The organism is Candidatus Methylomirabilota bacterium, assembly GCA_035709005.1.
In the GTDB taxonomy this organism is placed as follows: domain Bacteria; phylum Methylomirabilota; class Methylomirabilia; order Rokubacteriales; family CSP1-6; genus 40CM-4-69-5.
The window spans coordinates 1-14,519 of record DASTFB010000110.1; the positions used below are offsets into that span (position 1 = coordinate 1).

At 66.6% G+C, this 14,519-nt stretch carries 10 protein-coding genes; all 10 read left to right on the forward strand.

Features of this window, described 5'->3' with window-relative positions; translation table 11 throughout:
* The first annotated feature begins 369 nt into the window (after positions 1-369).
* The 10 genes from VFR64_20240 (at position 370) to gnd (ending at position 14,514) form a co-directional block, all read left to right on the forward strand.
* Positions 370-1,791 (forward strand): putative porin, encoded by a 1,422-nt coding sequence (locus VFR64_20240; protein ID HET9492067.1) that lies wholly within the window; start codon positions 370-372, stop codon positions 1,789-1,791.
* Between the two features lie 69 nt (positions 1,792-1,860).
* The gene (locus VFR64_20245) at positions 1,861-3,819 is read left to right on the forward strand and encodes a hypothetical protein (protein HET9492068.1); all 1,959 of its coding nucleotides are present in this window, start codon (positions 1,861-1,863) and stop codon (positions 3,817-3,819) included.
* Between the two features lie 120 nt (positions 3,820-3,939).
* Positions 3,940-5,151: a hypothetical protein gene (locus VFR64_20250; protein HET9492069.1), complete on the forward strand. Its 1,212-nt coding sequence runs from the start codon at positions 3,940-3,942 to the stop codon at positions 5,149-5,151.
* A 20-nt stretch (positions 5,152-5,171) separates the two neighbouring features.
* Positions 5,172-5,837 carry a hypothetical protein gene (locus VFR64_20255; GenBank protein ID HET9492070.1) on the forward strand — a complete coding sequence of 222 codons (666 nt, stop codon included), beginning with the start codon at positions 5,172-5,174 and terminating at the stop codon, positions 5,835-5,837.
* 17 nt (positions 5,838-5,854) lie between these two features.
* Positions 5,855-6,838, forward strand: coding sequence for a hypothetical protein (locus VFR64_20260; GenBank protein HET9492071.1), 984 nt, complete (start codon positions 5,855-5,857; stop codon positions 6,836-6,838).
* An 80-nt stretch (positions 6,839-6,918) separates the two neighbouring features.
* Positions 6,919-8,532 carry an FAD-dependent oxidoreductase gene (locus VFR64_20265; protein HET9492072.1) on the forward strand — a complete coding sequence of 538 codons (1,614 nt, stop codon included), beginning with the start codon at positions 6,919-6,921 and terminating at the stop codon, positions 8,530-8,532.
* A gap of 384 nt (positions 8,533-8,916) precedes the next feature.
* Positions 8,917-9,756, forward strand: coding sequence for a transketolase (locus VFR64_20270; GenBank protein ID HET9492073.1), 840 nt, complete (start codon positions 8,917-8,919; stop codon positions 9,754-9,756).
* Positions 9,753-10,742 carry a transketolase C-terminal domain-containing protein gene (locus VFR64_20275; protein ID HET9492074.1) on the forward strand — a complete coding sequence of 330 codons (990 nt, stop codon included), beginning with the start codon at positions 9,753-9,755 and terminating at the stop codon, positions 10,740-10,742. Before VFR64_20270 ends, VFR64_20275 begins: the two co-directional genes overlap by 4 nt.
* A 9-nt stretch (positions 10,743-10,751) precedes the next feature.
* Positions 10,752-13,607 carry a bifunctional transaldolase/phosoglucose isomerase gene (locus VFR64_20280; GenBank protein HET9492075.1) on the forward strand — a complete coding sequence of 952 codons (2,856 nt, stop codon included), beginning with the start codon at positions 10,752-10,754 and terminating at the stop codon, positions 13,605-13,607.
* Positions 13,608-13,617: 10 nt separating this feature from the next.
* Positions 13,618-14,514 (forward strand): decarboxylating 6-phosphogluconate dehydrogenase, encoded by an 897-nt coding sequence (gnd, locus tag VFR64_20285; GenBank protein HET9492076.1) that lies wholly within the window; start codon positions 13,618-13,620, stop codon positions 14,512-14,514.
* Positions 14,515-14,519 lie beyond the last annotated feature (5 nt).

Sequence of the window (14,519 nt, forward strand, 5' to 3'; positions counted from 1 at the left end):
ATCGCTCGCATAGCGAGTGCTGCGAGTGGGTCACCGCTCATGGCCGCGCTCCACGGGCTGAAGATTCCCCTTGACAAGGGACACTATAAATGGTGTTTTTCCGGTCCCGTGCTCTCGACATCCCCGACGAGGTGAGAGGCATGTTGAAAAACGGCCTGCGCAACGCAGCAGCCTGCGCCGACGCGCCTCTTACCCTACACCCTGACCGGGAGCGCCGCTATCGTACTCAAGGGGCGGGCGCCGCTCACCGTCCACCCGCCCCACATCGAGATGGCCCCAACCCATGGTGACCACGAGCCATGGCCGGCCCCGGCTTTCCGTCACCATGCCTCGTCAGGACCCTTCGCCCTCCGGGTCGAGGAGGTCTCCATGAGACCGTTTTTCGGCGTGGTCGTGGCCTTACTGGTGGCTCTGCTGCCAACCGCTCCCGTCCGGGCTCAGCAGGAGCAGGCGAACGCGGAGCGGATCCGAGAACTGGAGCGCGAGTTGGAGAGGATCCGGACGGAGTTGGAAGCGCTCAAGGCGCAACAACAGGCGGCGCCGACCCCTCCACCGCAGGCGGCGCCGACCCCTTCACCGCCGAAAGAGCCGGCGAGATGGCCCCTCAGGTTCGGCGCCAGCGTGACGTTCCGTTACGACAGCACCGAAGTGGAGGATCAGACCGATCTGTTCCAGGACGAGAACGAGATCAATGGTTTTCGTACCCGGATCCGGCTTTTGGTGGACTACAATCTCGACGGCGCGGCAGGCGCGGGGCTGCGGCTGTCGACGGGTGAAGATCCGAACCCCGCCTCGCCCTTCATTCGCCTGGGCGACGTCTTCGTGAGCAAATCGTTCAACCTGGATCAAGCCTTCATCCTCACCCGCCCGCTGAAGTTCTTCGGGGAGCCCTACGACGTCCTCAAGCCCGTCGAGAATCTCTCCCTGACGTTCGGAAAGATGCCCCTGCCCTTCTGGCGCGGGGACCGTGGCACCTGGCGCAGCGAAATCATCTGGGATGACGACATCAACCCCGAGGGAGCCTTACTGAAGTTTCCCATCCCCACCGGCCTGCCCTTTCTCAAGCTCGAGAACACCTTCGGCTACTTCATCGTGAGCGAGGTCACCGATGTGCGGTTCGCGGGCCTGACGAACGACACCTACCTCCTCGCCAACCAGTTCAAGCTTCAGGTCGATCCGGTGACCCTGGCCATGGCTGTCTACGATTACAACAATCTCAATGCCGGGCTCAGGGCGCCCAGCTTCGTCCCGGGGCAGGGCGCGTTCCTTTCCCCCGGAACGAGCGCCCTGCTCATGCGGCCGGGCCTTCAGGCGACCAACAACCGCATCAACTTCGGACCCGGCGCCGAGGGGTTCGTGGAGGAGGATTTCACCATCCTCAACCTCACCGGTCAGGCGTATCTGCCCATCCCTCCCCGCTGGGTCGACCCCGTCGGATTCGCTTTGCTGGAGCCCTTCGTGGCGGGGGACTGGGTGAAGAACACGAGCGTGGACCGGGACGATGAAGGGTACGGGTTGACGGTGGGGCTCCGGGGCGCCGGAAAGCGATTCCTGGACGGCCTCTTCAACGTTTGGTTCACGTACCGCGATGTCGACGCCGATGCGACGATCGCGACCTTCGCCGACTCGGACCTCGGCGCGGGGACGGCGTATCGCGGCTACGAACTGGGGGTCAACTACCGCATCCTTCCGGATCTGATGATTGTGTTTTCTTACCTCAACTTCGAGGGATTCCCGAGAAAAGACAACGGCGTGGAGCGCTGGTTCGTCGATTTGGTGTGGACCTACTGACGGACTCGCCGGCGATGGCGACGGCGGTTCCGTGCGACCACCCGGCCGGTCGGGCCGGGGGAGGGGACCATGAAAGCGCTACGGGGTGACATGCGGCGGAGCGTGTGGCTCGTGGCGGGACTGCTCACTTCGCTGATCCTCGCTGGATGCAGTGACAGCGGGGGAAGCATCACCGAAGACCCTAACACCGTCGGCGACCGTGATCTCTCCGGCATCGCCGGTCCCCCCGACCCGGCCCAAACCCAGCCCGTCGAGCGCGTGCCGCGCGGGACCTTCGGGACGGCGAACACCGCGGCCGCCCTGGCCTACCCGAGCTTGAGTTCCGACGAGCGGGGCGTCTTCGACCGCGCCCTGTCGTTTTTCATCACCGACCGCACCCCGGACGATGGACTGGGCCCGATCTTCAACCAGCCCATCTGCCTGGGTTGCCACCGGAACTCGGAACAACTCGTGGGACTTGCCCCGGTCACGACTCCGACGCCGGCTTCCCGCGCGGCCCGGTCCGGACTGACGAACCACGCCCTGATCACGAAGGCCTCGGCGGCGAACACCCTGGATCCCGAGCACCCGCCGACCGCAGCCTTTACGCTCTTCGGGACCTTCTTCCCGGCCTCGGGCGGGTTCGATCCGCTGAGCTTCTTCGGCGGGCCGATCCAGCACGTGCGGGCCACCTTCGACTGCGCGACCGACATCATTCCCGATGAGTCGATCGACCCCACCCTGCGGGGCGGCATCGACCCCGCCACGGGCCTCAGCGCCCTGGGCGGGCGGCGGGCGGTGGGAGAACGGGCGGCGCCACCTTACATCGGCCGCGGGCTGATGGAGGCCATTTTCGCCGGCGACATCGTCTTCAATGATGCGCTGAACCCGGGCCTGGGCCTCCGGGAAGATCCCAGCGACACTCAAGGTCACAGCTCGTCGCTGGCCGCAGCCTCGGTCACCAACCCGGAATGTCCCGGAGACTGCATCTCCGGCCGGCACAATGAAAACCACGCCGATGCCGCCTTCATCGGGGGTGATCCCGTCGTCCGGCTTTCGCGCTTCGGGCTGCGCGCGGCGGGCCCCACGCTGTTTCAGTTCATGATCGGGGGCACGCAGGGGGAAGTCGGGCTCACGAGTCCGTTCGCTCCCTTCGAGCAGAACAACAATCTGAACGTCGGCCGGAACTGCGACGTCGCTCCGGATCCGGAACTCAGGGCCGAGGAGGTGACAAATCTCCGCAGCCTGATCCGAATGATCTCGCTCCCCGACCTCGATGCGTGCTTGCTCGTCGGCGGAGGTGGCTGTGCGAGCATCGAGAACGGAGCGGTGCTGTTCGGTGTCGACCTGGCTGCATTCCGGAGCCGGTTGATCCCGGGCATGGTCCCCGTCGGTGATCCGAACGGGATCAACCAGGCCGACCGCCAGTTGAACTGCGTCGGCTGCCACACCCCGATCATGCGGACAGGCCAGTCGCCGGCCCGGGTCGGGGCCGGGCATCTGAGCAACAGGTGGTTTCCGATCTTCTCGGACCTGCTCATCCACAATATGGGGCAGCTTCCCCAGGGGCGTTCCAATCCAGTCCCGCCGACTCCCTTTTCTCTGCTGGCGGGTACCGTCGAGATCTCGCGGAATCTCGCCGACTTCGCCCTCCCGGGCCAGGGGCTGGCCTTCGGCACCGAGTGGAGAACGCCACCCCTCATGGGGATCGGCCTGATCGGTCCGCCGTTCCTGCACGATGGGCGGGTCTTCCTGTCCACGTTCTCCCGTGGCGGGATCCGTGGCCGCACGGTTCAGACCAGTACGGCCGGGACGAACATCCCTCTGATCGTGGATAGCTTCGACAACGCGCTCCTCGCTGCCATCGAGCTGCATGATCTGCCCCAACCGGGCGCCGGCTGCCCGGTGCCTCCCGGGGGAAGCGACGCCGACGTCTGCCCTCCGCTGGCCAGCGGCAATCGCAGCGAGGCGCGGAACGTGATGCAGCGGTGGCGCGTTTTGACCCCGGCACAGCAGCAGGACGTGCTGAACTTCCTGAAGGCGCTTTGATACCGGGAGCACATCGGCCCAGGGTTGGCGACCCGGCAGGAGCGGGTTAGCCCGGGCGGCAGCGCCGTCCGGGCCCTCGCCACGCCGGCGTTCTTCGATCCCTGGAGGTCGTCACTTCGGATGAAGGCCGCAGTCCTTCGGCTCCACCACGGGCAGGCCTGGGCCATCGCCGGGCTCATGGTCCTGCTGCCCGGCCTGGCCCTCGCCCACGAGCGGTTCATCAAACACGACATCCTCCGGCCGCTCCACCGCGAGTTCTTCCGCCGCCTCGACCCGAACATGCTCGACGTCGCCGTGCGCATCGCCGCGCTCCTGGCCGTGATGCTGTTCATCTGGTTCCTGCGAAACCCGCTCGACAACTTCATCGAAAATCGGCTCCTGTGGCGGCTGCAAGGCCGGGCCAAGCGGTGGGTGCACCTCATCGCCTCGTTCGTCACCGACAAGCCGGTCGACCACCCGTGGTTCAAGAAGGTCGGCGAGTGGGTCGTCATCCTGTTCCTTCGGAGTCCGGCGCTCGTGCTCATGTTCTCGGCGGTCAACGACTCGCTGGTCATGCCCAGCTACCCGCTGGAGCCCTCGACCGCGCTGGTCTTCAAGTACGCGCAGGTCGTCATGGCCATGGGGATCATCACCCAGGCGTTCCTCCCGTTCGGCGGGGCGACGATCTTCGGGACCTTCGTCTATCTGCTCTATGCGTTCGACTGGAAAATCGCCGTGGACGTGCTGCCGGTGCTCACGGCCGCCGTGATCTACGTCTCGTCCCCCTGGTATTCCCACAAGCAGATCATCACCAGTGTCACTCCTCGCCAGATGCGCTGGGTGCGCCTCACCCTGGGCTTCGGATTCGTGGCCCTGGGCTGGATGAAGCTCTACAACCACGATCTGACCGCGGGCGTGGCCGACAATTACCCGAGCGTCCTGGAAGACCCGCTGATCAAGATGTTCTACGCCGGCACCGATCCGGCGTACCACCGGGAGGCCTGGATCGTGGCTTTCGGGCTGACGGAAGTCCTCACCGGCTTCCTCATCATGGTGGGAGCCTTCACCCGGGTCTGGTCCGTGATGATGGTCTACGTGTTCACGAAGCTGATGGTGATCGATTTCGGCTGGGCGGAGATTCCTCACCTCTACCCGATCGGCGCGTTTCTGGTCGTCATGTTCTCCAATAGCCACTCGGACGAGTTCTACCAGATCGAGGAAATGGAGGAGTACCAGGCCCGGAAAGGCAAGACGGGCTTCCAGATTCTGATCGCGCTCGTCGGATCCGTTTTGATCGCTGCGCTCGTCATCTTCCCCATGCTGTATCTGCTGACCCGGGTCGAGCACCCGTGAACGACGCGCAGGAGTCCTCGGTGCGTTTCAGCAACGCCAGGCAAATCATCGCCATGACGGTCGCCTGGGCGCTCGTGCTCATCCTCACCGACCTGTTCTTCAGCAAGCAACTGTTCGCCCCCAGTCCGGAGGCGCTGGCGAAGTTCACCAGGCCGGAGGTCAGGGTGTGGATCGACCATGTCGGTTGTCGCGGGGCGCTGGAGGACGTGCGTCGGGCGATGGAGGACCTGGGGTGGGCGGGCAAGGTCGAGGTGGTGGGCGAGGGCGATGCCGGGAGTCCACCATCGCGTTCCTCCTGCGGCAGGGGATTCGTCCTGAATGCGGCGGACGTGCAGCAGGCCGACTTCATCGGGCTCACCAGCGCGCTCCGGAAGGCCGGGGCGGTTCCGGGAGCGATCGAGTTCGGAGGTGTCCCCCATTTCGCACTGAGAGCCGAAGTGGCGGAGCTCGTCGGCTGCCCGGAGTGTACGTTCGCGGCCCGACAGGCGATGACCCCGGAGCGCGATCCCCGGCTCGGCGGCACCTTGCAGTGGCTGGACAGCGCGAGGGTGAGCGCGGAGGAGGGGACGATCACCGCCTATGTTCGCTTCGGCTACGTGGCGGACGTGCGGGAGATGCTCCAGAAGCTGGAGCAAGCAGGCTTCGCGCCTCGGTCCCTCCGCATCGAGATCGGCCCCCGGGCATAAGAGAGGAGAACGTGGCGATGAGCCGGATCATGGGAGCCGTCGGTGTCCTCGTGTTGGCCGCGTGCTTGTCCGTCGTCGGGGAGGCGGCTGCAGCGGAGCTCCAGACGGGCGCGCGGCCGGCGCAACAGGACGATCGGTCCCGCGCCGCGCGACCCGAGGCGGGCAGGGTCGCAGTCAAGCTTCCCACCCCGACTGCGTACGCCGTCCTGCGCCACCCGGACGGCCGGGGCACACTGCACGCGACCGGGGAGGCGGTCTTCCATCCGGGTCGATCGAGCCCGATCGTGACGGTCGTGGTCGAGCGCGTCACCGCCGACCGCCTGACGCTGCGGAACACCGCGACGGACGTCCGGCATGTCGTCAAGAGAGGTCAACCGCTGCCGGGGCTGGGCGGATTGATCTTCGTCAGGGCGGCGGTGATCGAGGAGCTCGAATACTGGTACCGGGCCGTCGACGGCACGCCGAAGCTCGACCGGTCCGTCATCGCGCTGGAGGCGTCGCGCGCTCGCGTGGAGGTCGAAGTGCACCGTCGTCGAGGCGGCCGCACGGATCATCTCGACGACTACCGTTCGCAGGGAGACTTCAGCCCGTTGCGCGACCCCATCGAAACATTGTCGATGATCCCGGTGGAACGCACAGGCCCCACCACCTATGCGGTTCGGGAGGGCTACTGGCTGGCCATCCAGTGGGCCACGAGCCGGATCGCGACCACGATTCGCCCGTCGTTCTTCCTGGAGGGAGGGCCGGGCGTCTCGATCGCCTCGCAGGTGGCGGCGGGAGATCTCAATGCCCGCGGGTTCGTCGTGACCGATCCCAGGCTGGTCGGCCGGCTGGGCCTCGAGGCCGGCGACATCATCCGGCGTGTCAACGGGCAGCCCGTCGACGGCATGGCCGGGCCCCAGCAGCTCATGTCGCAGGCCCGGAGGACCCGCCCCTCGACCGTCGCGGTAGAAGTGGAGCGGCGCGGCAAATCCTTCACCCTGACCTATCGGCTCAGGTAGGAGGCGTACGATCGCCTCCTCGGAGTCGGTCCGGAGGGAGGGCGAGCAGAAGGGTGAGTTCTGCGATACTATGACCGCTCGTGGCCGGGTCGCGACGCACCAAGATTCTCATCCTCGGAGGCGGCTGCGCCGGGGTCTACGCAGCCATGGCGCTGGAAAAGCACCTCGGCCGAGACGCCGAAGTCGAGATCGGCCTGGTCAGCCGGGACAACTACCTCGTGTTCCAGCCGCTGTTGCCCGAGGTGATCTCCGGCAGCATCGGTATTCTGGACACCATCGCGCCGATTCGTCGCCTCTGCCCGAACACCAACCTCTACGTCCGCACGGTCGAGGGCATCGATCTGGAGAAGCGCGTCGTGACGACCAGCTCGGGATTCCGCCCTCGCCCGTATCAGCTGGAATACGACCACCTGGTGCTCGCTCTGGGGAGTATCACGGACTTCGCCAGCCAGCCCGGGCTCCGCGAGCACGCGTTTCCGTTCAAGTACCTGGGCGATGCTCTCGTGCTCCGCAACCACATCATCCATGCTCTCGAAGAGGCCGATATCGAGCAGGACCCCCAGCTCCGTCAGGCGCTCCTGACGTTCGTGGTGGCCGGCGGGGGCTTTTCCGGTGTCGAGGTGGTGGCCCAGATCAACGACTTCGTCCGCAAGGTGGCGGGGAGCTTTCGCCACATCGAGAGGGACCGGATCCATGTGGTGCTGCTCGCGGGGGCGCGGATCCTGCCCGAGCTTCCCGAGGACCTGGCCGCTTTCGCGCACCAGGTGCTCCAGCGCAACGGCGTGGAGATTCGTTTGAACACGCGCCTGGCCGGGGCGACGGCCGACTCGGCGCTGCTGCAGCGGGGCGAGAAAATCCCCACCAAGACACTGGTAAGCACCGTTCCTTCCGCGCCCAACCCGCTCCTCGCCGCGCTCGCATGCAAGAAGGATCGCGACCGCATCGTCGTGAACGACTATCTGGCGGTGCCGGACTTCCCCGGAGTCTGGGCCATCGGGGACTGTGCCTGGGTTCTGGATCGCCACACCGGGCAGCCTTGCCCGCCGACCGCCCAGCACGCGACGCGCCAGGCCGTCTGCTGCGCCAACAACATCCTGGCGACACTCCGCGGTCGGGCGCCGCAGCCGTTCTCCTTCAAAGCCCTCGGAAAGTTGGGTGGCCTCGGCCATCATTCGGCGGTCGCCGAGATTCTCGACCTGAAGCTCTCCGGGTTCTTCGCCTGGCTCCTCTGGCGGCTGATCTACCTGATGAAGCTTCCAGGCCTCGATCGAAAGGTGAGGGTGGCAACCGACTGGTTCCTCGACCTCCTCCTCAAGCCTGACATCGTCCAGCTCCGGACCCACGACGCACCGGCCGTCGGCCGCGAGCACTTCGAGCCCCGGGAGACCATCTTCGAGCAGGGCGACCGCGGGGATCGCCTCTACATCGTCGTGGACGGTGAGGTGGAAGTGGTGAAGCGGGACGCGGGCGGCAGCGAGGTCGTCCTCGCGGTGCTGGGCCCCGGGGACTGCTTCGGCGAGATGGCGCTGGTCAGCGACCTGCCACGAATGGCGTCCGCACGCAGCCGAACGAGCGTTAACCTTCTGACCGTGGACCGCACCGCGTTCTCCGCGCTCTTCGGCGCCCTGCCCCCGCTCCGCGGCCTGTTCCAGCAACTCATCGAGCAACGGAGCGCCGCCGTCGCCGAGCGATAACGGTTCGCGATACGGCCGCAGAGCCCCCGGATGCCGGCGGCGCCGTGTGGCGCGACGGACCTTGCGTTATCTCCTCGGGCCCGGCCATGTCGACGAGCGGTGTTCGTGTGCTCGTCCCGGGCGACAAAGCATGCGCTCTCTACAGTCATCTCGAATGGTGTTGTCAAAGCGCTCGACCTTATGTAATGTAGCGCCCTCGCTCGAAACGGGAGGATCGGCCCGACGCCCGTTGGGGAGGGCCGCAATGAAGGGATGGTCGGTCGCCCAGGGTGTTTCTTCCCTCGTGTCTCTTCCTTGCTGTCTCGCCGAGTGTGTTGCCCGCAGTCGGGTGCCCGCCACCCAGACCGGTCCGGCCTGGGAGCGCAGGTGAAAGGAGCTTGAACGATGGCCTCTGAGAACATCGACGTCGCCGCAATCGCCACCCGGGCCCGCAATCTCCGGCGCCTCGTCATCGAGATGCTCGCGGCGGCCGCCTCGGGCCACCCTGGCGGGAGCCTTTCGGCGGCGGACATCATCGCCTGCCTCTATTTCGGGGTCATGCGCCACCGGCCGCAGGAGCCCTTCTGGGTGGATCGAGACAGGCTGGTCCTCTCGAAAGGGCACGCGTGCCCGGTCTTCTACGCGGCGCTCGCCGAGGCCGGCTACATCACTCACGATCTTCTGACCTCGCTGCGCCGGCTCGGCTCACCCCTGCAGGGCCATCCCGACCGGCGAAAGCTCGGACTGGTCGAGGCCTCCACCGGGTCGCTCGGCATCGGGCTGTCGATGGGCATCGGGATGGCGATCGCCGCCCGCCTGCGCGGAAGCCCCTGCCGGACCTATGTCATGCTCGGCGACGGCGAGTGCGAAGAGGGGCAGATCTGGGAAGCGGCAATGTACGCGCCGCACATCAAGCTCGGAAATCTCTGCGCGATCATCGATTTCAACCGTCTCCAGCTCGACGCGCGCGTCGACGAGATCACGGATCTCCAGCCGCTCGCGGACAAGTGGCGCGCGTTCAACTGGCATGTGCTGGAGATCGACGGGCACGATTACGACCAGATCCTGGACGCCTTCGCGAAGGCCGAGCGGGTCACGGAGCGTCCCACCGTCATCATCGCGGCGACCGTGAAGGGCAAGGGAGTGTCGTACATGGAGAACCAGCTCAAGTACCACGGCACTGTCCCCGACAAGCCGGAGGATGTTCTCAAGGCCCTGGCCGAGCTGAGCGGGGGCAGGTCATGATCCGCCGCTGGACGTCACCGCTGGAGCCCGGCCTGGCCACGCGCGAGGCGTACGGCCGGACGCTCGCCGAGCTCGGCGAGGAGAACCCGCGCATCGTCGTGCTCGACGCCGACCTCTCAAAGTCGACCTACACCTCGCTCTTCGGCAAGAAGTTCAAGGACCGGTTCTTCGACGTGGGGATTGCCGAGGCCAACATGTGCTCGATGGCCGCGGGTCTCGCGGCGGGGGGCTTCATTCCGTTCGCTTCGAGCTTCGCGTCCTTCCTGATGTGCAAGGGCTACGAACAGCTCCGCGTCTGCTGCGCCTACATGGAGTTCAACGTGAACTTCGTGGGCAGCCACGGCGGAATCACACTCGGTGAGGACGGGCCGTCGCAGCAGTCGATCGAGGACGTCGCGCTGGCCTGTTCGTTGCCCGGCTTCACGGTGGCCGTGCCGGCGGATGAAGTGTCGACCGCGGCGTTGGTGCGGGCCGCGGCCGAGCACTACGGTCCGGTCTACATCCGGGTCGGGCGACCGCGTGCGCCCAAGATCTATGCGGCCGGCGAGCGGTTCTCCTTCGGCCGGGCCAAGACCCTCTCGTACGGGCGCGACGTCACGGTGGTCGCGAACGGCCTGATGGTCGGGGTCGCGTGTGAGGCTGCCGAGCTCGCCGAGCGCCGTGGCATCGACGTGCGGGTGATCGACTGCCATACCGCCAAGCCACTCGATGAGGCGACCATCGAGATCGCCGCCGCCGAGACCGGGGCGATCGTCGTGGCCGAGGAGCATCTGTCGCGGCCGGGACTGGGCAGCCTCGTCGCTCAGGCCGTCACCCATAGGCACCCTGTTCCCATGGAGTTTGTCGGGATGCCGGACGTGTTCGCCGAGTCCGGAACGCCCGAGGAGCTTCTCCGGGTCTACGGTCTCACGGCGGAACACATTCTCGGGGCCATCGATCGCGTCCTCACCCGGAAGGTCACGGGTGCGGCGGTCGTGGCCCACTAGGAGGGCGAGATGGCGCTCACCGACCTCCGACACTACGGCCAGAGCGTCTGGTACGACTACATCAGTCGACACCTGCTGGCCTCTGGCGAGTTGTTGCGGATGATCACGGAAGACGGCCTGGGGGGCGTGACGTCCAATCCCACCATCCTCGAAGCGAGTGTGAACTACGGCAATGCGTACGACGAGGAGATCGCCATCCTCGCCCGGCGCGGGATGTCGGTCCAGGAGATCTACACCCGCATCGTGGTCGCCGATATCGCCGAGGCAGCGGATGTGTTGCACCCGGTCTATGATGCGACGAACGGGGCCGATGGCTACGTCAGCCTCGAGGTGTCCCCGGCCCTCGCGCACGACGCGGATGGCACCGTGGCGGAGGGGATCGCTCTGTGGAAGCTGCTCAACCACGACAACGTGATGATCAAGGTTCCCGGCACGGACGCCGGCTTCGATGCGGCCCGCCGCCTCATCGCCGAGGGCGTGAACGTCAACATCACCACGCTGTTCTCCGTGGCGGACTATGAGGCGGCCGTGCAGGCCTACCTCGATGGGCTGAAGGACCGCACGGCGAAGGGGCTGGACGTCTCGAAGGTTGCGTCCGTAGCCAGCTTCTTCGTGAGCCGTGTGGACACCGCGGTGGACAAGGCCCTGGACCGGATGATCACCGCGGCGCGCGCCGCGGGCGACAAGGGGCGCCTGGAGGCGTTGAAGGGGAAGGCGGCGATCGCCAACACGAAGCTGGTGTACCAGCGCTTCCAGCAGCTCTTCTCGAGCCCCGAGTTCCAGAAGCTCGAGTCGTTGCGCGCGCGTCGGCAGCGGCCGCTGTGGGCGTCAACGGGGACCAAGAATCCCAAATACAGCGACGTGCTCTACATCGAGGAGCTGGTCGGGGCCGACACCGTGAATACGATGCCGCCTGGCGCCCTCAACGCCTTCCGTGACCACGGCAAGGCGCGCCCCACGATCACCAGCGACGTGGACGCTGCGCGCAATGTGTTCAGCGAGCTGGCGAAGGCGGGCGTCGACACGTCGGCGATCCTGAAGCAGCTCAAGGCCGATGCCGTTACCACGTTCGCCGATTCCTTCACCCTGCTCCTGCTCGGCATCGACACCAAACGCAAGGCGGCGCTGCTGCGGGGCCGTTACGAGGTCGCGGGCGCGGGTCTCGGCAAGGCGCTGGATCGATTCAATATCGAGTTCCAGCTGTCCGGCTTCGCCAGAGGCCTCTGGTCCAAGAAGGCCGAGCTCTGGTCGGACGACCCGGACGAGCAGAAGCGCATCGCCAACCGCCTGGGCTGGCTCGAGGTCCCCGAGCTGATGGCCAAGAGTCTGGGCCGCCTCACGCGCTTCGCCGAAGGCGTGCGCAAGGACGGCATCAAGCACGTCGTGCTGCTGGGCATGGGCGGCTCGAGCCTCGCGCCCGAGGTGATGCGCGCCGTGCTCGGCGTCCAGCCCGGGGCGCCGGCCTTCGCCATGCTCGACTCGACCGATCCAGGGGCGATCGATGCGGTGGAGCATTCGCTGGCAATCAGGGAAACCCTCTTTCTCGTCGCGAGCAAGTCGGGGACGACGATCGAGCCCAACACGCTGGCCGCCTATTTCAAGCGGAAGCTGGAGGCCGCGGGAGTCAAGCAACCGGGCCGTCACCTGGTAGCGATCACCGACGAGGGAACGCAGCTGCACGAGCTCGCCCAGCAGGAAGGCTACCGTGACATCTTCGTGAACCCGTCGGACATCGGTGGGCGCTACTCGGCGCTGTCCTTTTTCGGGATGGTGCCGGCTGCGCTCATGGGTCTCGACGTCAGCGGGCTGCTGGCGTGGGGGCGAGGCATGGCGCTCCTGTGCGGCCCGACGAACGCCATCGGGCAGAACCCGGGCGTGGCGCTGGGGATCGTCATGGGTAGCGCGGCCCGGGCAGGACGGGACAAGCTCACGCTCATCACCGGCCCGCGGCTCAGATCGTTCGGCCTCTGGGTCGAGCAGCTCATTGCCGAGTCCACCGGCAAGAAGGGCACAGGCATCGTCCCCATTGCCGGCGAAGCGCTCGGTACGCCGGAGGTCTACGGCAATGACCGGTTGTTCGTACGGCTGCGCCTGCATGGAGGCGATCCCGAGGAGCACGACCGCGACGGCAAGGTCGAGCGGCTTCGAGCGGCCGGCCACCCCATCGTGACCATCCGGCTCGTCGAGCCCCTCGGGATCGGCGCCGAGTTCCTGCGCTGGGAGATCGCGACGGCGACGGCCGGGGCCATTCTCGGGATCAATCCCTTCGACGAGCCGAACGTGCAGCAGGCCAAGGACGCCACCAAGGTGCTCCTCAAGCAGTATCTGGCGGAGCGGAGCCTGGCCGCGCCGGGGCCCCAGTTCACCGTCGACGACGTGAGCCTCACCTTCAACAAGGTCGTTCTCGACAAGATCGGTCAGGAGCACCGGGCTACGGGCCCGGCCCTGCGGGCGTTTGTAGACCTCATCCAGCCCGGTGATTACGTGGGGCTGCTCGCCTATCTGCCCCCCCGGCCGGACGTGGAGAGCCGACTCGAGCGTGTCCGCGGAGCGTTCAGGAGCAGCAAGCGGGTGGCGACCACCCTGGGGTTCGGGCCGCGCTACCTCCATTCCACGGGACAACTCCACAAGGGGGGCATGAACAGCGGTCAGTTCGTCGTGATCACCGCGGACCCCAAGCAGGATCTCACGATTCCCGGCGAGGCGTTCTCGTTCGGCGTGCTCGAACTGGCGCAGGCGCTCGGGGACTTCGCCTCGCTGGAGGCGGCGGGTCGTCGCGCGCTCCGTCTCCATCTTCCCGCCGCCGATCCAGCGGCACTCGACCGAGCCTGCGGCCTCCTCGAGGCCGCGCTCGGGCACAAGTAGGAGGAGACCGATGGAACTGGGGTTTGTCGGACTCGGCAGGATGGGCATGAACATGGTGCGCCGGCTGCAGCGGGACAAGCATCGCGTCGTGACCTACGACCGGTCGCCGGACACCGTGAAGGAGTCGATGCAGGAGGGCGCCGTTGGCGCCACCTCCCTGAAGGACATGGTCGCCAGGCTGACACCGCCCCGGGCGGTGTGGGTCATGGTACCGGCCGGGCCGCCGACCGAAAGTACGGTCAGCGAGCTGGTGGACATCCTGCAGGCCGATGACGTGATCATCGACGGAGGGAACTCCTACTACAAGGACGACGCGCGAAGGGCCGAGGCGCTGAAGGGCAAGGGCCTTCACTACGTCGACGCGGGCACCAGCGGTGGGATCTGGGGGCTGAAGGTGGGCTACTGCCTGATGATCGGCGGCGAGGAGGCGATCTTCCGGCGCCTGGAGCCCATCTTCAAAACGCTGGCTCCCGAGAGCGGTTACGCCTACATGGGCTCGGCCGGCGCGGGCCACTACGTCAAGATGATCCACAACGGCATCGAGTACGGCATGATGCAGGCGTACGCCGAGGGGTTCGAGCTGCTCCACAAAAGCAGCTTCAAGCTGGACCTTCCCAAGATCGCCGACCTGTGGATGCAGGGGAGCGTCGTCCGGTCCTGGCTCCTGGAGCTCGCCGGCTCGGCCCTGCAAGACGATCCCAGGCTCGAGAAGATCAAGGGGCACGTGGACGATTCGGGCGAGGGCCGCTGGACGGTGCTGGACGCGATCGAGAAAGACGTGCCGGCCATGGTGCTGACTTCGTCCCTCTTCACGCGGTTCCGTTCGCGGCAGGAGGAGTCGTTCGCCGACAAGATGCTGGCGGCGCTCCGTAACGCTTTCGGTGGGCACGCCGTCAAGAAGGCGTAGCGAGG